This is a genomic window from Tateyamaria rhodophyticola, from assembly GCF_047777875.1.
Taxonomy (GTDB): Bacteria; Pseudomonadota; Alphaproteobacteria; order Rhodobacterales; family Rhodobacteraceae; genus Tateyamaria.
Window position 1 is genome coordinate 2,441,204 of the sequence record NZ_CP180519.1, and the last position, 22,727, is coordinate 2,463,930.

Sequence of the window (22,727 nt, forward strand, 5' to 3'; positions counted from 1 at the left end):
TATGCCATGAAGTCTTTTCCGATGTTCATCCGCACAACGGATCGCAGGGTTGTTCTGGTGGGCGGCGGTGAACAGGCCGCGCAAAAGGCGCGGCTATTGCTCAAGACCGACGCGATGCTCGACATCGTTGCCATGACGCTCGAGGACGAGCTGCAGGGCCTCGTTGAGACAGGGCGCGCGCGCCACGTCACGGACCTGTCGGCAGATGTGTTTGCGGATGCAGCGATGATCTTTATCGGCACCGGATGCCCTGGCTTTGATGCGGCTGCGCATGCGGTTGCCAAATCCGCGGGCTGTCCTGTGAACGTGGTGGATCAACCTGATCTGTGTGACATGACGACACCCGCCATCGTCGACCGCGACCCCATTGTCGTGGCCATCGGAAGCGAGGGCACAGCGCCCGTGCTGACCCGCGACATCAAGACCCGGCTCGAACGGATGCTGCCCGCAAACCTTGGCGGTCTGGCGGCGTTGGCGGGACGTCTGCGGCCCAGCGTGACCCGCAAGGTCCCGCGCGACGACCGGCGCGCCTTTTGGGCGTGGGTGTTCAAGGGCGACGTGCGGGCGCAATGGACGCGCGGCGCCGAACGCGACGCGGCCCGCGCGATCAAGGACGCGATTGCGGCGGGCGGCGCGCCCAAGGCGCGCGACGGCGGGCATATCGCCCTGGTCGGGGCGGGGCCGGGCGCCCGCGATCATTTGACCCTGCGCGCGGTCGAACGCCTGCAAGAGGCGGACGTGATCTTTTATGACCGTTTGGTGGACCCCGAAGTGCTGGAACTGGCGCGCCGCGACGCGGAACGGGTGTTTGTGGGCAAACATGTGGGTGCGCACAGCTGGCCGCAGGACAAGATCAGCGCGACCATCGTGGCCGAAGCGCTGAAAGGTCGCGCTGTGGTCCGGCTGAAATCCGGGGATCCCGGTATCTTCGGGCGGGCTGACGAAGAACTCAGCGCCGCGCGCGCGGCGGGTGTGTCCGTCGAACTGGTGCCCGGCGTCACGGCGGCCTGTGCGGCGGCGGCTGCTTTTGGTGACAGCCTCACAAGGCGCGGTGCGGTTGATACGTTTGTCATCACGACCGGCACCGGGTCGGCCGACAATGACCTGCCGGATTGCACCCGCATGACCGGTCCCGGCACCACAACCGCCTTTTACATGTCCGCGCGGCAGGCGGGCCGGGTGTCGCGCAAGCTGCTGGATCAGGGGGTGCCGCCGCACAGCCCGGTCAAGCTCTGCGTAGATGTATCAAAACCGACCGAGCGGTTGATGGCCACATCGGTGGCCGAGCTGCCGGATGTTGTCGCGTCCTGCGAGATTGAAAGCGGCGCGATCATTCTGGTGGATTGGCCAAGGTCTGCCGCCGCGCTGACGGCCCCGCATCTGCGGAGCGCTTGAGCGCGCAGATTTTCGTCACGCTGCGCGGTCACCGGCACAGGTTCGGACCGCCTGTGACATCGCGTTCATCAACAGGTTGAAGTCGTTGCCGGGGGTCACAAGGTTGAACCCTTCGTCCAGCCGCTGACGTGCGCGCGCCGCATCGGCGCAGAAAATGCCCGTCGCAACGCCTGCGGCCTTGGCACGCGACAGGACATGATCAATCGCGCGCGTCGTCTCGCCCTTGTCCAACTCCGCACCGGGGCGTTCCCCGAGATCAAGCGCCAGGTCATTCGGCCCGACATAGATCATGTCCACGCCCGCCACCCCGAGGATCGCGTCGATGTTTTCGACCGCTGCGCGGGTTTCGATCATCGGGATCGCAAGGATTTCATCATTGGCACCGTCAAAGTAATCCGCGCCGCCATACAGTTTGCCACGCGCAGGTCCAAAGGACCGGTTGCCAGCGGGGGGATAGCGGCAGGCGGCCACGAAATCCGCAGCCTCCTGCGGTGTCGAGATCATCGGACAGATCACGCCGTACGCACCCGCATCGAGCAGGTGCATGATCGTGTGCGGGTCGTTTGACGGGGCCCGGACAAGCGGAGTTGCAGCGGTGGCCGAGATCGCCTGCAGCATCGTCACGGCCGTCTCAAATCCGATCATGCCGTGTTGCAGATCAACCGTCACACTGTTGAAGCCCTGCTGACCAACCCCCTCGGCGAGATAGCCGGACGGGATGGACAGCCACGCATTCACGACAGTCGCGCCGGAGGCCAGCATGGGTTTCAGCGGGTTCTGTCTCATGTCGTTCCTTTCGGCGTCTTGCGGCCCTGCCGCTCATGAATGCGCATTCATAACTGTTGAATACGTATTCACACTGTGCATAGTCTGGCAAATAAATAGTCGCAATGGGAGGAACACATGCGCAAACGGACATTTCTGGCCTCTGTCGCCGTGGCGGCGGCGGCCGCATTCACGCCACTTGCCACATTGGCCGATGGGCATCAGGAGAAGTACAACCTCCTGCCCGGAAAACCCTTTGCAGGCACCAAGCTGAACATCCTCAGCGTTGTGACGCCGCAATTCGATGGGCTGATGCTGCGCGATGATGAGTTCACCGAACTGACGGGGATCGAGACGGAGTGGACGTTCATTCCCTTTGGCTCGTTACAGGAAAAGATCAACGCGGAAGGTATCGCTGCGAACGGCACCTTCGACGTGGTGAACTATCTTGACAGCTGGGGGCCGCCCAACGCGCATTGGATCAAGCGCATTGATGACCTGATGGAGCGGGACGGGATCAGCATGGACCGCTACCCGGCGGCCTTTGCGCGGTCGGCTCAGTTCGAGGGTGAAACGCTCGGATTTCCGCTGCGCGCGCATCCGCAGCTGATGTTTTATCGCAAGGACCTGATCCCAGAGCCGCCCAGCTCTTGGGAAGACGTGGTGCGCATCGGCAAGGAGCTGAAGGAAACCAACCCCGACATCTCGCCACTGGCGCTCTATTACAACAACGACGGCAATCGGCAGAATCTGTTCATCTGGATCAACTTCCTCTGGGCTGCGGGTGCAGACATCTTCAACGAAGACGGCAGTGCGGCATGGGCTTCCGAGGCGGGCATTCAGGCCACCAAGGATTACATCGCGCTGCACACAGAACACGGCGTGACCAACCCGAATTCGGTCGCGTTCAACGAACAGGATGCGCGCCAGTCGTTCATGCAGGGCAATTCGGCGATGATGCCGGTTTGGTGGTGGGCCTATTCCGGGTTCTACAATCCCGACAGCTCGACCCTGACCAAGGATCAGGTTGGCTTTGCCGGGATGCCGTCCTACAACGGCACGACCAAGACCTATGCGATTTCCATGCCGTTCTCGATTTCGGAATATTCCGAAAATCAGGATGCCGCATGGGAATTCCTGAAATGGCTGTCCAATCCCGAAATGGACAAGGCCAACGCGATTGAGCGTGAGGTGGATGGCAAGAAGATCGTCAACAACGTGGTCACCCATATCTCGTCCCTGCAAGATCCGGACGTGAACGCGGCGAATGATGGCATTCAGGCCGCGGCGTGGGACAGCCTCAAGCAGTCCGACATCATGCCGCAAATCGCGGAATGGCCCGAGATCGGTGACATCCTGTCCGCCGCAATCGCAGAAGCCGCCTCCGGTGGTGATGTCGAAGAGCTGATGACCGCCGCTGCCGAGCGGGCGGACAAGGTGCTCAAGCGCGCGGGCGTGCTGAGATAAGCCGCACACCGAAACGGGGCGCGATGCGTCGCGCCCTGTCTCACCCCGGCCCTTTTGGGCCGGGCCAACCGGGATCGGGAGCGTTTGCATGCGCGACAACACACTCAAATACCTTTTGGTGATGCCCGCCGTGCTCGTGGTCTTTGCCACGGCGATTTGGCCCCTGATCGAGGCTGCGCGCCTGTCCTTCACGGTTGGACGGCTGAACCGTCCGGGGTCGCTGGACCAGTATCTGGGTTGGGAGAATTACACATGGGCGTTCTTCGAAGAGCCCGCATTCTGGAATTCCGTGTGGGTCACGTCCGTCTACACGCTGTTGACCGTCGGGCTGACCACGATCTGCGCGCTTGGGCTCGCGATGCTGCTGGCACCGGGTGGGCGGTTGCGCAGTGCCGCGCAGACGCTGCTGATCCTGCCCTTTGCCATGAGCCCCGCACTTATCGGTGTGTCCTTCCGGTTCATGTTCAACCCTGAATTCGGCCTGTTCGATGCGTTCTTTGGGGTGATGATCCCGCCGCTCGCCGATGTGAGCTGGCTCGCCGATCCGACACTGGCCTTTGCGGTGGTCGTGATGGCCGATGTTTGGGGGTGGATTCCGTTTCTGACGCTTGTCCTGATCGGCGGCCTGGCCTCGGTCCCGCGTGACACGGTCGAGGCGGCGCAGGTGGATGGCGCCAGCGGCTGGCGCGTGTTCAAGGATGTCACGCTGCCGCAGCTTGCGCCGGTTCTGGCCGTCGTGATCATTCTGAAGTCGATCTTCAGCCTCAAGACGTTTGACCAGGTGTTCATGCTGACCAATGGCGGGCCGGGCACCGCGACCCAGACGCTCAGCCACTACATCTACTTCAACGGAATGAAGTATGGGCAGATCGGATACTCCGCCTCCGTCGCATGGCTGATGGTGATCCCGATGATCTTCCTGACCTACGCCTATGCCAAATTCGTGTTCCGGAAGGCAGACCGATGACCGGCAAACAGAAAAAGCGCCTGTTCGGGGCGATCCAGACCGTTCTGATCCTGATTGCGATGTTCGTGATGCTCGTACCGATCATCTGGATCTTTCTGGCCGCGTTCAAAAGCCATGTGGACGTCTATCAGCTCAAGCTGTTCTTCACCCCGACATTGGAGAATTTCAGCGTCGTGTTCGACGATCCGTACCGCTTGGGTGAAAAGCTGTGGAATTCGACCATCGTTGCCTTTGTAACGATCCTCTTTGCGATCCCGATTGCGACGCTTGCCGCGTATTCGTTCAGCCGCTTTTCGATGCGCGGTGAAACCGCGATGCTGGTCACGATCCTCGCCACGCAGTTTGTGCCCGCCGTGGTGATCATCCTGCCCTTTTTCGTCATGTTCCGGGATGTGGGGCTGCTGGATACGCGGTTGGGGCTGATCCTTGTGAACCTCGCCATTGTGATGCCCTTTGCGATCTGGATGATCAAAGGCTTTATCGACGGCATTCCCATGGACACCGAAGAGGCCGCGATGGTCGATGGATCGTCACGCCTTCAGGTGATCCGCAACATCGTGTTGCCGATGGCCGCACCCGGTCTTCTGACCAGCGCGATCTTCTGCTTCATCATCGCATGGAACGAGTTCCTGTTTGCGCTGATCCTGACCAACAAGGATGCCGTGACGCTGCCCATTGGGCTTGCGCTCTTCAAGGGAGAGGAGGGGGACCTGTGGAACCTCCTGTCCGCGGCCGGGATCATCATCATGGCACCGATGTTCGTGCTGGCGTTGATGATCCGCAAGTATTTCGTGCAGGGCATGACGATGGGAGCCGTCCGATGACATCGAAAAAACGACGCGCCGCTGGCGCAATCGGAGACATCCGCTGATGGCCGAGATCAGACTGAACAACCTGACCAAGCGGTGGGGCGATTTTGTCGGCGTCGATGATCAGTCGCTGCACATCAAGGATCGCGAATTCCTTGTGCTGCTGGGCCCGTCGGGGTGCGGCAAGACGACAACGATGCGGATGATCGCGGGGCTCGAAGACCCCAGTGCGGGCGAAATCTGGATCGGGGACCGCATGGTCAATGACGATCTGCCCAAGGACCGCGACGTGGCCATGGTTTTTCAGAATTACGGTCTCTATCCGCATATGACGATTTTCGACAACATTGCCTATCCGCTGCGGGTACGCGGCACCGCCAAGGCCGAGATCGCGCCGCGTGTGGAGAAAGCCGCGGCGCAGGTCGAGTTGACCGAATTCCTGCACCGCAAGCCCAAGGCGCTGTCCGGCGGTCAACGCCAGCGGGTTGCACTGGCGCGCGCGATTGTCCGCACACCCAAGGTGTTCCTGATGGACGAACCGCTGTCGAACCTGGACGCCAAGCTGCGGGTGACGATGCGCGCAGAGCTGAAACACCTGAGCCGTGCATTGCAGATCACGACCGTCTACGTGACCCATGACCAGATCGAGGCCATGACACTGGCCGACCGCGTTGCGGTGATGAAGAACGGCATCATTCAACAGCTGGGCACGCCCGACGAAATCTACAACGATCCCGCAAACCTGTTTGTGGCGGGCTTCATCGGGTCGCCGGCCATGAACCTGATCAACGGATCGGTGGCGGATGGCATGTTCGTGACCACCGGAGGCACGCGTCTCGTACCGGTCAACGCGCCGGACCTGCCCCGCGCGGTTCTGGGCGTGCGCGCCGATGACATGCAAGTGCATCCGCAGGGGCAGGGCGATATCGACGTGACGATCTATGCGTTCGAAAACACGGGCGAAAGCACGCTTCTGACGGTTCAGTGGGGCGCGCAACGGGTGATTGCGCGCGGCGACCGGCACCTGCGCAAGGATCAGGACGATGTGGTCGGCATCAGCCTCAATCAGGACCACCTTTACCTGTTTGATCCCGAAACCGAAAACCGGATCAGGATATAGTACGATGACGATTGAATACCTGAAGACGGCGAAGTCCGAAGCCGAGCGTGCGGAGGATGATGCCAAGGTCCGCGCGGCGGTCGAGGCAACGCTTGCGGATATCGAAACGCGTGGCGACGTTGCGGTGCGGGAGCTGTCGGAAAAGTTCGACAATTACAGCCCCGCGCATTTCCGCCTGTCGCAAAGCGAAATTGATGCGCTGATCTCCGAACTGACCCCGCGCGAGCTCGAAGACATCAAGTTTGCGCAACAGCAGGTGCGCGACTTTGCCCAGGCGCAACGGGACTCGATGCTGGACATCGAGGTCGAAACCATGCCGGGCGTGATCCTCGGGCACAAGAACATCCCCGTGCAGTCCGTGGGCTGTTACGTGCCGGGAGGCAAATTCCCGATGGTTGCGTCTGCGCACATGTCGGTGGCGACGGCGTCGGTGGCGGGCGTGCCGCGCATCATTGCGGCGACGCCGCCCTGGCAGGGCAAGCCCAACCCGGCGGTGATTGCCGCCATGCATCTGGGCGGTGCACATGAGATTTACGTGCTGGGCGGTATCCAGGCCGTGGGCGCCATGGCCATCGGCACGGAGACCATCGACCCGGTGCACATGCTCGTTGGACCGGGAAATGCATTTGTGGCCGAAGCCAAGCGCCAGCTGTTTGGTCGTGTGGGCATCGACCTTTTTGCAGGTCCGACCGAAACGATGGTGATCGCGGATGAAACGGTGGACGCGGAGATGTGTGCAACCGATCTGCTTGGTCAGGCCGAACACGGGTACAACTCTCCGGCTGTTCTGCTCACGAATTCCCGCAAACTGGCCGAAGCGACGATCGAAGAGGTGGACAGAATTTTGAAAATTCTGCCCACCGCGGAGACCGCAGCGAAGTCGTGGGATGACTATGGTGAAATCATTCTTTGCGACACCTATGACGAGATGCTGAGCGTTGCGGATAATGTGGCGTCGGAACATGTCCAGGTGATGACCGATCGCGATGACTGGTTCCTTGAACATATGACCTGTTACGGGGCGCTGTTTCTTGGGCCGCGCACGAATGTGGCCAATGGCGACAAGGTGATTGGCACGAACCACACGCTGCCGACGAAAAAGGCGGGGCGGTATACGGGCGGTCTTTGGGTCGGCAAATTCTTGAAGACCCACAGCTATCAGAAAGTCACCACGGACGAGGCGGCGGCGGAGATCGGTGCCTATGGTTCGCGGTTGTGCATGCTGGAGGGGTTTGTGGGCCATGCCGAGCAATGCAACCTGCGTGTGCGCCGATATGGCGGTGTGAATGTGCCCTATGGAGAGGGCGCGCCGCACAGGGACGCGGCAGAGTAGGGGCGCGCATATGAGCTCTTCCCGGATCACGGCATCAGATGTGGCGAGGGCGGCAGGCGTGAGCCAGCCGACGGTCAGTCGCGTGTTTTCCCGCTCGACCTCCGTCGATCCGGCCAAGGCAGAGCGTGTGCGCGCCGTCGCGCGTGAATTGGGCTACATCCCCAACCTCGTGGCGCGGTCGCTGAACTCCGGGCATTCCTTCCGCATTGGCATTGTGCTCGCTTATCTGAAAAACGGATTTTTTGGTGAGGCGTTGCAGGACCTGTCGAAGGCGCTCAACAAGCAGGGCTATTCCGTCACGGTCTACTTTGCAGGCAACAGCTCCGATGAGGTTGATGCGATCATCGATGACCTGCTGGCCGATCAGGTGGACGGCATCGTGCTCGCCTCGATCAGCCTGTCGAATGCCCTGGTCACACGGGTGCGCAAATCGGGCATCCCCTGCGTGCTGTTCAACCGCGGACAGTCCGACCCGGACGTCTCCATGGTGACAGCCGCCAATTTCGCGGGCGGCAAACAGGCGACGCAATACCTGATCGACGCAGGTCACACGCGCATTGCCCATCTGGCCGGGTGGCGCAAGGCGCTCAACGGTGTGGACCGGCAGGCAGGCTTTCTCGCAGCGATGGACGGGGCAGGATTGGAGCCACTCGCATGCATCGATTGCCATTTTCGGCGCAACGTCGCCATGGCCGAAACACGCAGGCTTTTTGAGCAACGCACCGTGCCGGATGCGGTGTTTGTGGCCAATGATCACATGGCCTTTGGCGTGCTCGAGGTGTTGCGCGAAGAACTTGGGCTGCGCGTGCCCGAAGATGTTTCGGTGATTGGCTATGACGATGCGCCCATGGCCAGCTGGAAGACATTTGACCTGACCACGGTGCGGCAGCCCTTGATGCAGATGGTAGAGGCGACCGGCAAGATGCTTCTGAGTGAGATCAAGGATCCCAACCGCGCCCCGGAAAAGATCGAAATACCCGGCGAATTGATCATCCGGGGCACCGCGCGCCCACCTGCCGCGGCGCTCCGATCCCAAGCACAAACCTAGGACCAGCGAGATGGCACAGATATCCCAGACCGATGCAGATGCACGGCACATAAAGCGCAGCGATTACAAGTCCTGTACCGTGGCCTTCATCGACTGCAAGAAACCGGGCTCTCATCTCAAGCAGAACTATTCGATCATCGGACCCGGTGTGACCTCGTCGACCGAACAGGTGATCCACCTGCCCGAAGCGCATGGGTTCAACATCGGCGCAGCCGCCATGCCCCCGGGGATCACCAACAACCTTCACATCCATTTCACGGCCGAAGTCTTCATGGTCTATGATGGCGAATACACGTTTCGCTGGGGGCCAAACGGCGAAAATGAATTTGTGGGCCGGCCCGGTGATATCCTGTCCGTGCCAACCTGGATCTACCGGGGTTTCGTGAATTCGGGCGACACGGATGGCTGGATCTTCACAACGCTTGGGGGTGACAATACCGGCGGGGTGATCTTTCATCCCGACATCATCCGCGAGGCCGCGGAGTACGGGCTTTATCTGTCGCGCGACAACGTCCTGATCGATACAAGCAATGGCGATCCGGTGCCGGATGAAACACAGTGCATCGACCCGATGTCTGCCGATGATGTGGCACGGCTGCGCCCGTACAGCGTTGCCGAAATGCGCGAACGGGCCGTGACGGCGGCGGATCGTGATTACAGACCGGCGTTCATTGATCAGGGGCTGGCGGGGTGCGGTGCGGAGATTGCCCCGGTGATCGGTCACGGCATGACGCAAAACCGCGATCACAAGGCGCGTGTGACGAACCCCCACGGGTTCTCCATGGAATGGTTGCGCCTGCATCCCGGACAACGGGTGTCGGCCTTTGTCCTGGATGAAAAGATGGTGTTGATCCCGCGCGGATCGGGCGTTCAGGTGCGCCTGAACGATGACGGTGACGCCGCGCTCGACCTTGGGGCGTGGGACACGGCTTCGATCCCGGGCGGTGTGGTCCGTACGCTCGAAAACATGTCCCGAGACACGGTTGAGCTGCTGGTGATCATCTCGGGCGATCACCAGAAACGCCCGAGGTTCCGCAGCCACGTTGTGGCGGATGCCTTTGCTGGTGGGCATGCGCTTGATGCCCAGGGGTACGTCGCCGATGCGCACCTGATCCCCGGCTATGGCATGGTGGCGGAGTGAGCTGAGCTGCACGGTGCCCGTCCCCTCGCGGGGGATGCGCGTGCCTGCCACACCGCGCGGGCAGGGCGCCGTGAGGCGCGGTTTCGAAGATGGCCCCATCCGCCGCGACTTCGCCATGGCGCGCGATCCCAATGTCCACTCTTGAACGCAGAAAGCTGACCTCATGACACGCCAACCCATTTCCGCATCCCTCCTTGCCCGGCTCGAAGAGGTGGACACGCCCACCGTCTGCAATGCGATCGAAGTGGCGCAAGGGCGGCGTGGGTTCGACCGGTTCACGAAGGGCACCATGTTCCATTGCCGTCCGGGCATGCCTGCGATGGTCGGACGTGCCCGCACGGCGCGTATCGCGGGTCTTGCCCCGCCGACCGAGCCGGATGACGTGATCAAGGCGCGCCGGCTGGACTATTTCAGGGCCATGGCCCGTGGGCCCGCCCCAACCGTCGCCGTGGTCGAAGACATGGATTATCCGCATTGCATCGCTGGTTGGTGGGGCGAAGTGCACGTGGCCGTACACAAGGGGCTTGGCCTGAAGGGCGCGTTGACCAACGGGGTGATGCGGGATCTGGATGTGATCGACGACGGGTTCCCGATCCTTGCGGGATCCATCGGTCCCAGCCACGGTTTTGTGCATGTGCGCGACTTGGGCACACAGGTGTCGATCAAGGGGATGCAGGTGGACGAAGACGATCTGATCCATGCCGACCGGCACGGCGCTGTCGTGGTGCCAGAGGACGTGATCCTGCAGCTCGAAGACGCCATTGCGACGGTCATCGCCAATGAAAACCTGATCCTCGGACCTGCGCGCGCACCGGGGTTCGACATCGAAAAGCTGGAAACGGCATGGGCGGCGTTCGAAGCGCGGCGCACCTGACAGGGCACCGCTGCGCTGCTCGGGCCGTGACCGGCGCAGCATGACGTGGCCGCAAAGGCCGTCAGGTCACAGGCTGGCCGCTTGCTTGCCCTTTTGCCAGCCGCGCAGCATCAGCGCCCCGCCGATGGCGATGCCCAGCAAATCCGTGCGCCAATCGCCTGAAATCATGCACAATGCGCCGATCAAAAGGATGAGGCGCAGCACCGGCCCTGCGGGGCACATGAACCACGCTTGCACCGCGCCCGCCAGCATCACGACACCCGCCAGCGCCGTGATCAGGTTCTGCAGGCTCACGTACCACGCCGCCTCCATCAACAGACCGGGGCTGTAGTAGAACATGAAAGGCACGATAAACGCTGCCAGACCGACCTTGAAGCTGGTGATGGAGGTGCGCATCGGCTCGGACCCGGCAATCGCCGCCCCGGCGTAGGCGGCAAGCGCCACGGGCGGCGTGATGGCGGAGACAACGGCAAAGTAAAAGACAAAGAAATGCGCCACGAGCGGTTTGATCCCGATCTCGATCAGTCCCGGCGCCACGACCGAGGCCGCAACGGCATAGGCGGCCGTGGTGGGCATTCCCATGCCCAGAATGATCGCGATCAACATGGCAAAGACGAGCGCCAGTAGCGTGCTTTGCTGTGCCAGATCGAACAGCAGGTTGGAGAACCGCGCGCCCACACCGGTGAGGGAAATGACGCCTACGATCAACCCGGCACAGGCGCAGACGATGACAATCTGGAGCGACATGCGCCCGCCATTGCCCAAGGCGTCATAGACCTCGCGCGGGCCCATGCGGAACGGCGTCAGCCAGCTCACAACGGCGGCGGATGCAATGGCAAGCGTGCCTGCGCGTATGACGGAGTACCCGCTGAACAGCGCGCCGATCAGGATCACGATGGGCAGGAACAGATAGAACTGGCGGATCAGGTCCGACAGCTTTGGCAGCTCATCCGAACGCATGCCGCGCATGCCCGTCCGGCTGGCTTCGAAATCGACCATGAAATAGATCGACCCGAAATAGAGGATGGCCGGGATCAGCGCGGCAACGACCAGTTCCGTGTACGGAATGCCGGTGATTTCGGCCATGATGAACGCCCCGGCCCCCATGATCGGCGGCATGATCTGTCCGCCGGTTGAGGCGGCGGCTTCGATGGCACCGGCGGATTGGGGTCTGTACCCCACCTTCTTCATCAGCGGGATGGTGAGCGACCCGGTCGACACGACGTTGCCTGCGGACGTGCCGTTGATCATGCCCATCAGGCCAGAGGCGAGCACCGACACTTTGGCCGGCCCGCCGCGCGCACGCCCTGCGGCTGCAAACGCGAAGTTGACGAAATAGTCCCCCACCTTGGAGCTTTGCAGGAACGCCGCAAAGATGATGAACAGGATGATATATGTGGACGACACCGCCGTCGTTGGACCCAGCACGCCGTTGTCCGTGAAGATATAGGTAAAGAACCGTTTGGCGTCATACCCGCGGTGTTCCAGAAATCCGGGCATCCAGGGCCCGAGAAACGCATAGGCGATAAAGACAACGGCGATCACGACAAGGGCCATACCGGCCAGCCTGCGCGTCAATTCGGCGATCAGGATCACCACGGCAAAGGCGGCCCATCCGTTGTTGGGATCGGCAAAGGGCGTCCCTGCCCGCAGGCGCAGCGACAAGGTATCGAGACTGAACAGGATAAAGCCGCAACTGGCGATCGTCGCAACGATCAGCGCGATATCGGCGAGCGGCACATGGCCCGCACGGGCGGGGTACAGCCAGCCTGTCAAAATCGCCAGCACGGTCCCACCGGCCAGTGCCCAGCCATAAGCCGCAAGCGTCCATCCCGGCGGTGCCTGCATCCCCGGCGCCATGGCGAACACCGCCGCACCAAGCGATCCAAGCGCCACGCCCGACAGGATCAGCGACACCGCGCCCAGAACAAGGGGGATGCGCCCCGCCGCGCGGCCTTCGTCCCGGCGCGCCCACAACGTCGCACTCAGCCCAAAGCCCAGGATCAGCGCGCCCGCGATGTGTACGATGCGGAATGTCCAGGTTTCCAGCGGCGCAATGTTCAGAACGTAAAGGTGCCAACCGGCATAGACGGCACACAAGAGAAACCCCAGCCGCTGCAGCCAGTGTGACCCATCCAGATCCGGCGTCGCGTTGTCCGTCACTTGCGAGATGTCCCCGCGTTGCTCCTGGATATCGGTCATGGGCGTGGTCCGTTCACGTTAGGGAAAAAGCACCCCACCGGTCGGGCGGGGTGCTTTCGGTGTTTCACATGACAGATGTGTCAGCCCTCAAGCGCGTCGGGGATGTCAAAGCCGTTTTCCTCGAACCACCGCACGGCACCGGGGTGCCAGGGTAGGAATGTGTTCTTGTCGAAATTCTCGGGCAGCGTTTCCACCGCGGCCTTGTGGATTTCGATCATCTGCGGATTGCTTTCCATAACCGTCTTGACCACTTCGTAGACAAAGCTTTCCGGCAGGTCCGCGTGTCCGATGGCGAAATTCCACATCGAAACGCTCAATTGGTCGTCGTCAAGCGAGGGGTAGGTGCCTGCCGGGATCGTGAAATCAGACACCGGTTGCGAGCCGATCACCGCCGCCTGTTCCTCTGGCGTGAAGCCGAAATAGGTGACGTCGGTCTGCGCATCGAGCTGGCTGAAGGCAGGATAGGGCAAGCCGCCCGCCCAGGTGTAGACGTCGATCAGCCCGTCCTGCAGCTGTCCGGCCAGATCGGCGGCACCGCCATTGCGGAACTCAACCGATTTGCCCATGCCTTCGAGAATGCGCGGCCAATAGGTGCCGGGTGTCCCGCCTGCCGGTCCCACGCCGACCACTGCACCATCGGGGATATCCGCAAAACTGGTGATGCCGGAGCCCGCCAGCGTCACCGCGTGAAACCCGGTTTTGTACATGGGAAAGATCGCGCGGATCTGATCATGTTTGAGGCCCGGGGCCAGCGCGCTGTTGCCGTTGAGCGCGTCAAAGGCGGGGCCCATCGTGACCATCGCCATATCGAGATCACCGGTCTGCACGAGGGCGGCGTTCTGCACCGGGCCGCCGGTCACTTCGGTACCGCCAGGCACGCTGAGCGCTTCGGACACCATGTTGGCCCATCCTGCACCATAAACGAAGTATGTCCCGCCCTGGCTCGCCGTTCCGACAGAGAAGCTGTCGGGCCAATCGCTTCGGTCCTGTGCCCAGCCCGCGCTGGCACCAAGGCCAAGTGTGGCTGAAACGAAAAAGGCTTTCATAGCTGTTGCATAAGTCATGTCAGTAGGCGTCCTCCCGTTGCAGTGGCGCGGAACACGCCGGGCTGCGATTAACCGTAGTAATGCAACACCTGACGCTAGGTCATCGGATCGCCGCGGCAAGGGGGCTCACACGATTGCTATGTCGAGCACATACAGCGCGCACGACAGGGTCTGAGGCGAGAGGTGCGCCTCCGCAGCTTGGGGATGGTCCGGCGGCACGGCATCTGTCGTCGCGAAGAGTGTAGCGTCGCGGGCACGGGCCGGTCGGCGCAGGTGACGGGTTTGACGAAACAGGCACCGCATTTTGTGAACGTCACCCTTGCGTCTGCGGTCATGCGCGTGCCGCGTCGGCTGGATGGAAATGGCCGCTCGGGAGCGTTTGCCTGCCGCATGGACGACCGCGATGTGTCGAAACGCGCAACTACATCGCCGACGATTTTGATGTTTCCCGACAATCGGTTTTAAGCACCGGCGCGCGGCATATGCGCGATGCCGTCCCGACATCTGGCAGTGTCTCGGATATCGCGATCCCTATCGGCTCTGTTTGTTCTTTGGCCCAATGGGTTTTTGCGCATCACCGGTCGTCAGAGTGGTGCAGTCTTGCCGGACACCGAGTGGGCGGCTTTGGACAGGAGCGCCCAAAGCCGGGCCGGGAGCGGAACCGGTGCAGGTCGGGCGGGCTGTATCGCAATGGATGCCCCCGCCCGAACCCCCGGCGGTTTCAGCGCCGCGGTTTCACGTTCAGGTCGTGATGCGCGGCGAGGGCAGGAATGGTGGATTTATACATTGCCATGGCCGTTTCTGCCTGTGCCAACGTGCCTTGGGGCACCACTTCGAGCATGCCGAACACGGCCGGGCCGTGCCGGTTTCCGGGGTCGATCAGCTTGATGTTGCGATTGCCCGTTGCGGCGCCGTCTTCGACCTTGATGGCGAGCGTGTAGTACATCGCCCCGGATTGCGCTTGCGCATGCAGGATGTCGACATGCACGCCGCCCGCACCTTCGACGGCGATGGTCGCGTTCGTGTCACTGTCAAACGCAACCAGAACGGCCGTGTCCACAGCCGTTCCCGGTTCCATCCGCATGTTGAGGCTGGACCGGGTCGCGGCAGGCAACATGTTCGCATCGCACAGCAGATAAGGCCGGGGCAAGGGCGCAGGCGCATCGCCTGCGCAATGCAGAACGTCCGGTGTCGAGCTCTGGGGCAGTCCGACACCCGCCAGCGCGATTTCGAATTTTTCGGTGATCTGCGAGGCAAAATCGATGGAGAAGCCGTCGATCATGATGTCACCCACGGTAAAGCCCAACTCCTCCGGCACCTTGTAGACCGCGTGCAGGATGAAATCGAGCTTGTCACCGCTGCCCGCGACATGCCCGCGCTTGACCGTCCAGTAGTCGGACGGGTGCGCCCCCGCCGGGGCGGTGAACGGCAGCTGGAAACTGTCGAAATTGGGGGTTTGGATATAGAGGCCGACAGGATCGTGCAGCGACACGCGCAGGTGGTTGCTGCGCACCAATCCGTTCACGTCCGCGCCGATGGTCGGGTCACTGTTGCGGTTCGGCGTGCCGTATTTGCTGCACTGGATCAACTGGCTCTTGTCCGTGATCGGCGTTCCGGTGGCCGTTTCACGCAGGATCGTCGCCTGACCGGCGAGGAAGATTTCCGCGCTGAGCGCGTTGGGGTTGCTGATCAGGTGGACGGCGCCATTGGTGGTCGTGCTGTTCCACGGATTGCGGTCGTTATACGCGGGACGACCGGTTTCGCGGTCGATCACCGGTTTGCCGTTGCCGTCCCGCAGGATCAGATCATCCATCTCGACATCTGCGCTGACCAGCGTGCGGTAGAGGTCCAGCACACGTTCCGGGTCGATTTCCCAAAGCGAAAACCAGTATTCGCGGTTCTCACAGGTGAACATGACCTCGGTGATTTTGCCGGCAGCGTTCCGCTTGACGCTCCATTCGCAATATTCATCCTGCCAGCCGCGCGGACCACGGGGGCCGTAATCGGGATCGTTGGGTCCGTTGTCGGCGTATTCCCACTGTTTCTTCTGGCCCACATCCGGGAAGGTCGTGGTGATCCGGCGCGGAAAGGCGGTCCACGGGATTTTGACCACGGGCGCATCGCCCGGCACGTCGGTTTGTGTGGGGTTGAAATACTGCGTCAAACGCGGCTGGTTGATCGAACTCCACGGATCGTTCTGGATCGTCTGTTCGGTGAAACGATTGATATTGTCGCTCCAGCGCGCGTTCAACGCGTCCTGTTTGGCGGTGTCATTGGGAAAATCCTGCACCTGTGCAGGGGTCGAAAATCCGGGTAATACGGGCATTGCTTGAACTCCTTAAAAAATATGTGTTTTAATTTGCGGCGCCTGGTTCGGGCAGAAGCAGGCTGAATTCGTTGAGGTTGCTGATGATCGGCCATTTGGCAAATTGGGTGCGCGCGGCTTCGGCCTGATCAAGCAGTTTGGTGGCGGCGTCCGGGCCGCTCCATTCTTCCTCGAAATAGCGCATCACGACGTCGCCAAACGCGCTTTGCCAATCATCGCCCGCAGACCAGTAGTGCAGAAATTGCTGCTCCGGGCTGCAGGTGAGGACCGACGCCGTGTCACATGCCGCCTGGCCCTGGGCCGTGGCGGTCACGGCCTTTACGAAATCGTCGACAACCGTGTTTTCATCGGGCGACACACGGCCCGAGGGAATTTGATCCGCATAAGCCTGCAAGGCCGACCGTTTGTCCGAGAACAGCGGGTTCGGGAAATCCGTCATCGCGATGGCCGCAAAGAATTTGGGCGGGATCAGGCTGTAGTCGACGCCCGCAACCGGGTTTTGCAGCAGCCGTATCACCAGCACGTCTTCGAACGAAACGCCCGGAACAAAACCGGTGAAGTAGGTGGAGCCGGGTGAGACATAGAGCGGCCCATCGCGCCCCGCCTGCACCAACGCGTATTCCTTTTTCGCGATGTAATCCGCATAGATGTCGCGCGGCACGGTCAAGGCGTCTGGTGATATCTTGTAGTCGATGCCCAGTGTCGAGCGCAGAAGATCATCCGCCAAAAGCAGGTCCAGAGGTATCGTAACCGTGCGTTCGTCATTGGTGCTCCGGATCTGGCTGGAGACGAAATTGGTTGTCGTGCCCTGGGTGGCATGGCGCAGAAAACCGGGTACGCCTGACAGGGTGAAACTCTTGGTTGCGCGGTCGAAAATGGCCTGCCTGCGGATCCGCGCGTTGTGGAACGTGGTGACGGCGCCCTTGATCTTTCCTTCGAGGACCTCCGCCCCCGTCCGGTTCTGGAACAGCGCCTCATTCGCGACGGCTTCGGGCACGTGTGAGGCGGCAATGGACGCCGTTTGCGATTGCCAGTTGTTCCAAGGCGTCACAAGTTCCTTCATGATCGTGACGCCATTGGTGTGGCAGTCAAAACATCCGCGTCCGCGCAGTTGCGGATCCTGCGACATGTCGGACCGGCCCGCCCAGCTCCAGACCTTGGTCGGCTGCGCGCTGCCCACCTGCTGGCGGTACTCGAAAAAGTCAAAGTGCTGCGCCGTTTCGTCCCACGAAATCACTTGCAGGAAACTTGAATCCCCGCCCGGCGCTGCGCTGAGGAACACGTCACCGTCCCACGCCACGACATAGCGGTAGTTGCGCGGCGCATCGCGCGGCGCGATGGACAGCGGGATTTGCCCGCCCTCGGCCACGAGAAAGCTTTCGTGCCCGTCGGCGATATTCGCTGCATCCACGTATTCCACGATCTGCGCCACATCATCCGGCGTCAGACCCTTTTTCAGGACACCCGTGGCATAGGCGCTGTTGATGTCGGCCAGTGTTGCAGCGTCCAGCGCGGTCAAGCACGTGTCCCGTCCGTCGACGAACTGATACAGCTTGCCCGCCTCGACGTCGGCGCAGGTCTCTTTCAACGTGGCCGTGACCGCCCGGTCAATGACGCTTTCCTTGAGGTAGGAGCGTTGGTGAAAATGCCCGGTCTGATCCGAGGTCTGCGCCAAGGCGGGCGTTGCAAGCATCGCAGCGGCACATACATGAAAAAAGGCGTGGAAACCCCGCATACTTCAATCTCCAATAGAATTCATAATCAAATTGGATTCCACCTTTGATAGAATGTCTGCGTCTGTCAATGGTCGTGATTGGGTCAGTCATGGCGCGACGTGTGTCTGGCTTTCCACCCCGCGGCGGGGTGCGCCCCCGGTGTCGCGGGGGCGCGGGTTCGGTTTGATGACACGTCCTGGCGTCGGATGAGGTGCGTCTATACCAACGCCCACGCGGACAGGTTTTCGGTCACATGCGCCGCATTGGTGCTGCCGGGGATGGCGACGATGTTGGTTGACCGTCTCATCAGCCAGGCAAGCGCGTCTCTGGGATCAAGCGCTGCACCTGCCTGCATCGGATGGGCACCGAGGGGTCCGTAAGGGATGAACGCGATCCCTTCCTGGGCCGTGAAATCGACCAGCGCCGCGTCGCCACGTTCAGCCGCATTGAACCGGTTCTGCACCGACGCAATCGGAGCCACGGACAGGGCGCGATCCAGCTGTGTCCGGTCGACATTCGACAGACCGATGTGGCGGATCATCCCTTCGGATTGCATTTTGGCCAGCGCTTCGACGGACACTTCGATGGGTGTTTCGGGGTCCACCCGGTGCAGTTGGAACAGATCGATGCGGCTCCGGCGCATATGGATCAGCGCATCCTCAACCTGCCTGCGCAGCGTGTCGGGTGAGCCATCGACCGTGATGCGGTCCGGTGCGGGCTTGTCCACGCCGCCCTTGGTCGCAAGGATGGCATCCGTATCCCCAAGCGCCTCGCCGACAACCTTGTCGGCCCACAGTGGGCCATAGGACCGCGCGCTGTCGAAAAACGTCACGCCCTGTTCATACGCCGCCCGCAAGAGCGCAACACCGGCGTCCCAATCTGCGTAGGCCCCAAAGTTCCCGGGCTGACCCGTCAGGCGCATCGCGCCATAGCCAATCCGGCCCACCGGCATGTCACCCCCAATGTCGAAGGTGTCGGGTGTTTTGAGTGTATCGAACATCGCTTTCTCCAATTCCGATCTTGGCGGCGCTGCGGTTGAAGGCGGCCGCTGTTGCTGTGACGGAAAGATGCGCTTTCTCACAGATTTTAGAATGGGTAACGGATTGATATGACTCTTTAGCCAAACTAATGAATGGAGCATGATTGACCTGCGCCTCATCGAAACCTTTATCCAGGCCGCGCGGCGCGAGAACTTCAGCGAGGCCGCGCGCGCATTGGGCGTGTCCCCGGGCGCGGTCAGTCAGAACATCAAGGCGCTGGAAGACCGGCTTGCCACGCGCCTGTTTGCGCGCACCACCCGGCAGGTCAGGCTGACCCCGGAAGGGCGCCGGTTTCTGATGCGCTGTGCACCGGCGGTCGAGGCGCTTGGCGAGGCGGCAATCGCATTGCAGGACGATCAGGCCGCGTTTCGCGGGACGTTGCGCGTCACGTCGACCACAGCCTTTGGGCGTGCCCATGTCTTGCCCGCACTGATGGAGTATCAGGCACAGCACCCCGAATTGTCGGTGGAACTGTCACTGTCGGACGGTTTTGTTGATCTGGTGGCGGAGGAGTTCGACCTGGCCATCCGGGCGGGTGTCTTGCCGGACAGCGATTACATCGCGCGCCTGTTGCTGCCCGTGACACCGATGATTGTCGCGGCACCCGCGTATCTGGACATGGCGGGCCAGCCGGCGCAGCTGGATGATCTGGCGCAGCATCGGCTGATCGGGATGCGGTCGAACCCGTCGCAGCGGGTGTTCGCATGGGAGTTGGCAGCAAAGGACGGGCACGACACGCGGCGCCATGACATTGCGCCGGACATCATCGTCAACGACCCCGAAGCGGTGGCCATAGCGGTTGCGAAAGGGGCAGGCATCGGTCAGTTGGGCAGCAACCTTGCGCTGCCCCTGATCCAAGGCGGGCAGGCGGTGCATCTTTTCCCCGACCGCGTGATCCAGTCGCGCGGCATTTACGCGGTGTATCCAAGCAAGCGGTTTGTCCCGCTCAAGCTGTCCGGATTTATCGAACATCTCGCGCAGGTGCTGTCACAACGTGCCGACCTTGTGGTGCATCCCGCACCTTCGGCTCCGAACGGCAGCGCCTGATGACGGCTCACCACTTGCCTGTGACCCCTCTTGCCGCGACAAAGCCGAGGATGCCATGGGTGCCTCCCTCGCAATGCAGGGCAGCATGTGGGCCGTCCTCTGCAACGAGACGCATTTTGCGGGCAAGGCCGCCCAGTCACTTGCCCATGATCCTCTTGCGCCGGTCCTGCATCCTCTCATTCGCGGCCACCGTGCCGTCGTGGAAGGACCCGAACCATTTGTCCCACGGGATTTCCAGACTGCCATAATTACACTCGAAATAGCGGTGGTGCATCTGGTGATGGAAGGTGCCCAGAGCCAGCCGGTTCTTGTCCCCCACCAACAGTCCCTGAAACCCGGTATGCGTCGTGATGGCCGTCAGAAAATAGTATTGCAGGTGAAACAGGATATGCACCGGATGCGCGCCGATGATCAGGTGCACAAAGACCGAGCCAAGGAAAATAAACTGCTCCACGGGGTGCATCGACATGCCCGACCACGGTCCCACATTGATGTTGCGATGGTGCAGCGCGTGCACATGTTTGTAGAGAAACGGAACATGCAGCGCCCGGTGGATGATGTAGAAATGAAAGCTCTCCCAGAGCGGGATGAGAAAGAAGATCGCCACAAACCAAACCGGGCTGGCCTCAAAGGTGACAAGGCGCATGTGGCCGTTTGCAAGCGCCCAGAACAGCACAGCCTCAAACGCGGTCCAGATCAGCACGCCCGTCCCGAGGGTCCAGAACATGTTGTCCCGCACCTGTCCGCCAAGCGTGAATTGCCGTCCGTTGACCATAAGCGGGCGCGGATCGAACTTGAGCGCCTTGCCCTGGGCGGAAAACGTATAGAACCACAGGTGCAATGACCCCGCGACCAGCACGGTCAGCACGAGGTTCCGCACGTATATCTGCAAAATCCAGCCCAGCTCGAAATTTCGGCTCGCCTCCAGAGGCGGTTGAAACCAGAGAAAGCAGGCAAATGCGATGCCGACGATGATCAGCTTTTCCGTGATCAGGAACCACGAATGCCAGACCCATTTGACCATCTCGAGCGGCTTGAGCGGCCAGATGAAAAAGGGGGACGTTTTCAGGGGCACGGGCGGCATGTGGTTCCATCCCCTGAGGTGCTCTTCGGCCATGGTGCGGTGCTCCTGTGTGGTGCGGAAAGATTGACACATCACCATTCCTGCAACAAACAGAATGAAGTGATGAACTACATCGGAAAATCAGATTTAGGATGCCGCTTTCCCTCAAGGCCATGCAGTACTTCAACGCGGCCGTTGCCTTTGGCAGCATCGCCAAGGCGGCGGATCACCTGAACATTGCGGCCTCCGCCGTTTCGGCAGCGATTGATCAGGTCGAGGACGCGTTTGACCTGACGCTGGTCACGCGCCGCCGCTCCCGCGGGATTGCGGCCAATGCCAGCGGTCGGTTGATCGCGCAGAGGTTTGAAAGCCTGATGGAGGAGTACAGCGCCATCCTCGCGGACGGGGCGCAGCTGAAACACGCGCTGAGCGGGGTGTTGAAGGTCGGCTATTATGCGCCGGTTGCGCCTGCATTTCTGCCAGAGGTTTTCGCGTCATTCCTGCCCGCAAACAGTGATGCGGTTCTGCATCTGGAGGAGTGCGACAACGATGCCGCGCAAGCGGGACTGCTGAACGGGGATTTTGACGTGATCCTGTTTGTCAGCGAAGGCGCGATGCCGGCAATTGACTTTGACGTTCTGATAGACGCGCCGCCCTTCTGTCTGGTTCCGGCGTCTCATGCATTGGCGCGGCAATCCAGTGTTACCCTTGCCGAATTGGCGCATGAGCGGCTGGTGGTTCTCAATCGGCCGGTGGCCGCAGATTACTATCAGGCGCTGTTCCGGGATCATGCGGTAGACCCGCGTATCGCGGCCTATGCCAACTCGACCGAGATGGTGCGCAGCCTTGTCAGCCGGGGGCTTGGCTGCGCGGTGCTCAACATGCGCCCGGGCACGGACATCTCCTATGCCGGGGGCGCGCTGGTCAGCCTGCCGATCTCGGATACGCTCCGCCCGCTGACGTTGTCGATCGCGTATGACCGTGCACGGCCGCGCCGTATCGTGCAGCTGTTTGTGGAGGCGGCGCACGCTTATTTTGACGAACATGGGCACCGGCATTGCGTGGTGCGTCAGTGATGGCTGAGGTTGCACAGACGCAAGGGTGGTTCAGGTCGCGGTGTTCGCCATGTGCGGGGCAGCAGGTCCTCGTTGTGCATCGAGATGATTCCTATTGGCGCAGACTGCAGGCATAAGCCGCATTAAACAGGAAGACGTTGGCGCGAGTGCCGCTATTCCGAAGGGGAAGTTGCGATGGCCTTCTCGCGGTTTGGCGGTGCCGTATGGCTGAATGCGCCGGGCGCCCCGGTGATCATCGCACCCCTGCCGACGGCGTTTAAATCATCTGCTGGGTCCAGACGCCGTGATCCATG

19 protein-coding genes are annotated in these 22,727 nt (G+C 61.5%); 12 read left to right on the top strand and 7 right to left on the bottom strand.

The window, feature by feature from the left end:
* Positions 1 to 6 precede the first annotated feature (6 nt).
* Entirely contained in the window at positions 7 to 1,395 is a 1,389-nt protein-coding gene (gene cysG, locus ACERHN_RS13545) for a siroheme synthase CysG (protein ID WP_415919546.1), read from the top strand.
* 15 nt (positions 1,396 to 1,410) lie between these two features.
* On the opposite strand, the gene ACERHN_RS13550 is transcribed toward cysG, so the two are convergent.
* Positions 1,411 to 2,181 (bottom strand): HpcH/HpaI aldolase family protein, encoded by a 771-nt coding sequence (locus tag ACERHN_RS13550; protein WP_415919547.1) that lies wholly within the window; start codon positions 2,179 to 2,181, stop codon positions 1,411 to 1,413.
* 117 nt (positions 2,182 to 2,298) lie between these two features.
* On the opposite strand from ACERHN_RS13550, the gene ACERHN_RS13555 reads away from it, so the two are divergent.
* The 8 genes from ACERHN_RS13555 (at position 2,299) to ACERHN_RS13590 (ending at position 10,919) form a co-directional block, all read left to right on the top strand.
* Positions 2,299 to 3,627 (top strand): ABC transporter substrate-binding protein, encoded by a 1,329-nt coding sequence (locus ACERHN_RS13555; protein WP_415919548.1) that lies wholly within the window; start codon positions 2,299 to 2,301, stop codon positions 3,625 to 3,627.
* Between the two features lie 88 nt (positions 3,628 to 3,715).
* Positions 3,716 to 4,594, top strand: coding sequence for a carbohydrate ABC transporter permease (locus ACERHN_RS13560; protein WP_415919549.1), 879 nt, complete (start codon positions 3,716 to 3,718; stop codon positions 4,592 to 4,594).
* Positions 4,591 to 5,418, top strand: coding sequence for a carbohydrate ABC transporter permease (locus ACERHN_RS13565; protein WP_415919550.1), 828 nt, complete (start codon positions 4,591 to 4,593; stop codon positions 5,416 to 5,418). The genes ACERHN_RS13560 and ACERHN_RS13565 overlap by 4 nt, the downstream gene beginning before the upstream one ends.
* A gap of 46 nt (positions 5,419 to 5,464) precedes the next feature.
* Positions 5,465 to 6,523 carry an ABC transporter ATP-binding protein gene (locus ACERHN_RS13570; RefSeq protein ID WP_415919551.1) on the top strand — a complete coding sequence of 353 codons (1,059 nt, stop codon included), beginning with the start codon at positions 5,465 to 5,467 and terminating at the stop codon, positions 6,521 to 6,523.
* A 4-nt stretch (positions 6,524 to 6,527) separates the two neighbouring features.
* A complete protein-coding gene (gene hisD / locus ACERHN_RS13575; protein ID WP_415919552.1) occupies positions 6,528 to 7,856 on the top strand; it encodes a histidinol dehydrogenase in 1,329 nt (442 codons plus the stop codon).
* A 10-nt stretch (positions 7,857 to 7,866) separates the two neighbouring features.
* Positions 7,867 to 8,904: a LacI family DNA-binding transcriptional regulator gene (locus tag ACERHN_RS13580; RefSeq protein ID WP_415919553.1), complete on the top strand. Its 1,038-nt coding sequence runs from the start codon at positions 7,867 to 7,869 to the stop codon at positions 8,902 to 8,904.
* A 10-nt stretch (positions 8,905 to 8,914) separates the two neighbouring features.
* Complete coding sequence (locus tag ACERHN_RS13585; protein WP_415919554.1) at positions 8,915 to 10,045, top strand: hypothetical protein; 1,131 nt, start codon at positions 8,915 to 8,917, stop codon at positions 10,043 to 10,045.
* A 163-nt stretch (positions 10,046 to 10,208) separates the two neighbouring features.
* Positions 10,209 to 10,919, top strand: a complete 711-nt coding sequence (locus tag ACERHN_RS13590; RefSeq protein WP_415919555.1) for an RraA family protein — start codon at positions 10,209 to 10,211, stop codon at positions 10,917 to 10,919.
* Positions 10,920 to 10,985: 66 nt separating this feature from the next.
* Here ACERHN_RS13590 and ACERHN_RS13595 read toward each other — a convergent pair whose 3' ends face one another.
* Together ACERHN_RS13595 and ACERHN_RS13600 are read right to left on the bottom strand one after the other, a co-directional pair.
* A complete protein-coding gene (locus ACERHN_RS13595; RefSeq protein ID WP_415919556.1) occupies positions 10,986 to 13,121 on the bottom strand; it encodes a TRAP transporter permease in 2,136 nt (711 codons plus the stop codon).
* A gap of 80 nt (positions 13,122 to 13,201) precedes the next feature.
* Positions 13,202 to 14,185: a TAXI family TRAP transporter solute-binding subunit gene (locus ACERHN_RS13600; RefSeq protein WP_415919557.1), complete on the bottom strand. Its 984-nt coding sequence runs from the start codon at positions 14,183 to 14,185 to the stop codon at positions 13,202 to 13,204.
* A gap of 165 nt (positions 14,186 to 14,350) precedes the next feature.
* Between ACERHN_RS13600 and ACERHN_RS13605 the strand changes: the two genes are divergently transcribed.
* A complete protein-coding gene (locus ACERHN_RS13605) occupies positions 14,351 to 14,632 on the top strand; it encodes a hypothetical protein (RefSeq protein ID WP_415919558.1) in 282 nt (93 codons plus the stop codon).
* 256 nt (positions 14,633 to 14,888) lie between these two features.
* Here the strand turns inward: ACERHN_RS13605 and ACERHN_RS13610 are convergent, their stop codons facing one another.
* The 3 genes from ACERHN_RS13610 to ACERHN_RS13620 all read right to left on the bottom strand — a co-directional run bounded on the left by ACERHN_RS13610 (position 14,889) and on the right by ACERHN_RS13620 (position 19,208).
* Positions 14,889 to 16,493, bottom strand: coding sequence for a hypothetical protein (locus tag ACERHN_RS13610; RefSeq protein ID WP_415919559.1), 1,605 nt, complete (start codon positions 16,491 to 16,493; stop codon positions 14,889 to 14,891).
* A 28-nt stretch (positions 16,494 to 16,521) separates the two neighbouring features.
* Positions 16,522 to 18,186 carry a hypothetical protein gene (locus ACERHN_RS13615; protein ID WP_415919560.1) on the bottom strand — a complete coding sequence of 555 codons (1,665 nt, stop codon included), beginning with the start codon at positions 18,184 to 18,186 and terminating at the stop codon, positions 16,522 to 16,524.
* Positions 18,187 to 18,425: 239 nt separating this feature from the next.
* Positions 18,426 to 19,208 carry an aldo/keto reductase gene (locus ACERHN_RS13620; protein WP_415919561.1) on the bottom strand — a complete coding sequence of 261 codons (783 nt, stop codon included), beginning with the start codon at positions 19,206 to 19,208 and terminating at the stop codon, positions 18,426 to 18,428.
* 139 nt (positions 19,209 to 19,347) lie between these two features.
* Here ACERHN_RS13620 and ACERHN_RS13625 point away from each other — a divergent pair, with 139 nt between their 5' ends.
* Positions 19,348 to 20,295 (top strand): LysR family transcriptional regulator, encoded by a 948-nt coding sequence (locus tag ACERHN_RS13625; protein ID WP_415919562.1) that lies wholly within the window; start codon positions 19,348 to 19,350, stop codon positions 20,293 to 20,295.
* A gap of 136 nt (positions 20,296 to 20,431) precedes the next feature.
* Here ACERHN_RS13625 and ACERHN_RS13630 read toward each other — a convergent pair whose 3' ends face one another.
* A complete protein-coding gene (locus tag ACERHN_RS13630) occupies positions 20,432 to 21,412 on the bottom strand; it encodes a sterol desaturase family protein (RefSeq protein ID WP_415919563.1) in 981 nt (326 codons plus the stop codon).
* A gap of 98 nt (positions 21,413 to 21,510) precedes the next feature.
* Between ACERHN_RS13630 and ACERHN_RS13635 the strand changes: the two genes are divergently transcribed.
* Complete coding sequence (locus ACERHN_RS13635; RefSeq protein ID WP_415919564.1) at positions 21,511 to 22,434, top strand: LysR substrate-binding domain-containing protein; 924 nt, start codon at positions 21,511 to 21,513, stop codon at positions 22,432 to 22,434.
* Positions 22,435 to 22,727 lie beyond the last annotated feature (293 nt).

What these genes read in the sequence shown, in the direction of transcription:
- cysG (WP_415919546.1), top strand. Translation starts at nt 7, where the DNA reads ATGAAGTCTTTTCCGATGTTCATCCGCACAACGGATCGCAGGGTTGTT.
- ACERHN_RS13550 (WP_415919547.1), bottom strand. Translation starts at nt 2,181, where the DNA reads ATGAGACAGAACCCGCTGAAACCCATGCTGGCCTCCGGCGCGACTGTC.
- ACERHN_RS13555 (WP_415919548.1), top strand. Translation starts at nt 2,299, where the DNA reads ATGCGCAAACGGACATTTCTGGCCTCTGTCGCCGTGGCGGCGGCGGCC.
- ACERHN_RS13560 (WP_415919549.1), top strand. Translation starts at nt 3,716, where the DNA reads ATGCGCGACAACACACTCAAATACCTTTTGGTGATGCCCGCCGTGCTC.
- ACERHN_RS13565 (WP_415919550.1), top strand. Translation starts at nt 4,591, where the DNA reads ATGACCGGCAAACAGAAAAAGCGCCTGTTCGGGGCGATCCAGACCGTT.
- ACERHN_RS13570 (WP_415919551.1), top strand. Translation starts at nt 5,465, where the DNA reads ATGGCCGAGATCAGACTGAACAACCTGACCAAGCGGTGGGGCGATTTT.
- hisD (WP_415919552.1), top strand. Translation starts at nt 6,528, where the DNA reads ATGACGATTGAATACCTGAAGACGGCGAAGTCCGAAGCCGAGCGTGCG.
- ACERHN_RS13580 (WP_415919553.1), top strand. Translation starts at nt 7,867, where the DNA reads ATGAGCTCTTCCCGGATCACGGCATCAGATGTGGCGAGGGCGGCAGGC.
- ACERHN_RS13585 (WP_415919554.1), top strand. Translation starts at nt 8,915, where the DNA reads ATGGCACAGATATCCCAGACCGATGCAGATGCACGGCACATAAAGCGC.
- ACERHN_RS13590 (WP_415919555.1), top strand. Translation starts at nt 10,209, where the DNA reads ATGACACGCCAACCCATTTCCGCATCCCTCCTTGCCCGGCTCGAAGAG.
- ACERHN_RS13595 (WP_415919556.1), bottom strand. Translation starts at nt 13,121, where the DNA reads ATGACCGATATCCAGGAGCAACGCGGGGACATCTCGCAAGTGACGGAC.
- ACERHN_RS13600 (WP_415919557.1), bottom strand. Translation starts at nt 14,185, where the DNA reads ATGACTTATGCAACAGCTATGAAAGCCTTTTTCGTTTCAGCCACACTT.
- ACERHN_RS13610 (WP_415919559.1), bottom strand. Translation starts at nt 16,493, where the DNA reads ATGCCCGTATTACCCGGATTTTCGACCCCTGCACAGGTGCAGGATTTT.
- ACERHN_RS13615 (WP_415919560.1), bottom strand. Translation starts at nt 18,186, where the DNA reads ATGCTTGCAACGCCCGCCTTGGCGCAGACCTCGGATCAGACCGGGCAT.
- ACERHN_RS13620 (WP_415919561.1), bottom strand. Translation starts at nt 19,208, where the DNA reads ATGTTCGATACACTCAAAACACCCGACACCTTCGACATTGGGGGTGAC.
- ACERHN_RS13625 (WP_415919562.1), top strand. Translation starts at nt 19,348, where the DNA reads ATGATTGACCTGCGCCTCATCGAAACCTTTATCCAGGCCGCGCGGCGC.
- ACERHN_RS13630 (WP_415919563.1), bottom strand. Translation starts at nt 21,412, where the DNA reads ATGGCCGAAGAGCACCTCAGGGGATGGAACCACATGCCGCCCGTGCCC.
- ACERHN_RS13635 (WP_415919564.1), top strand. Translation starts at nt 21,511, where the DNA reads ATGCCGCTTTCCCTCAAGGCCATGCAGTACTTCAACGCGGCCGTTGCC.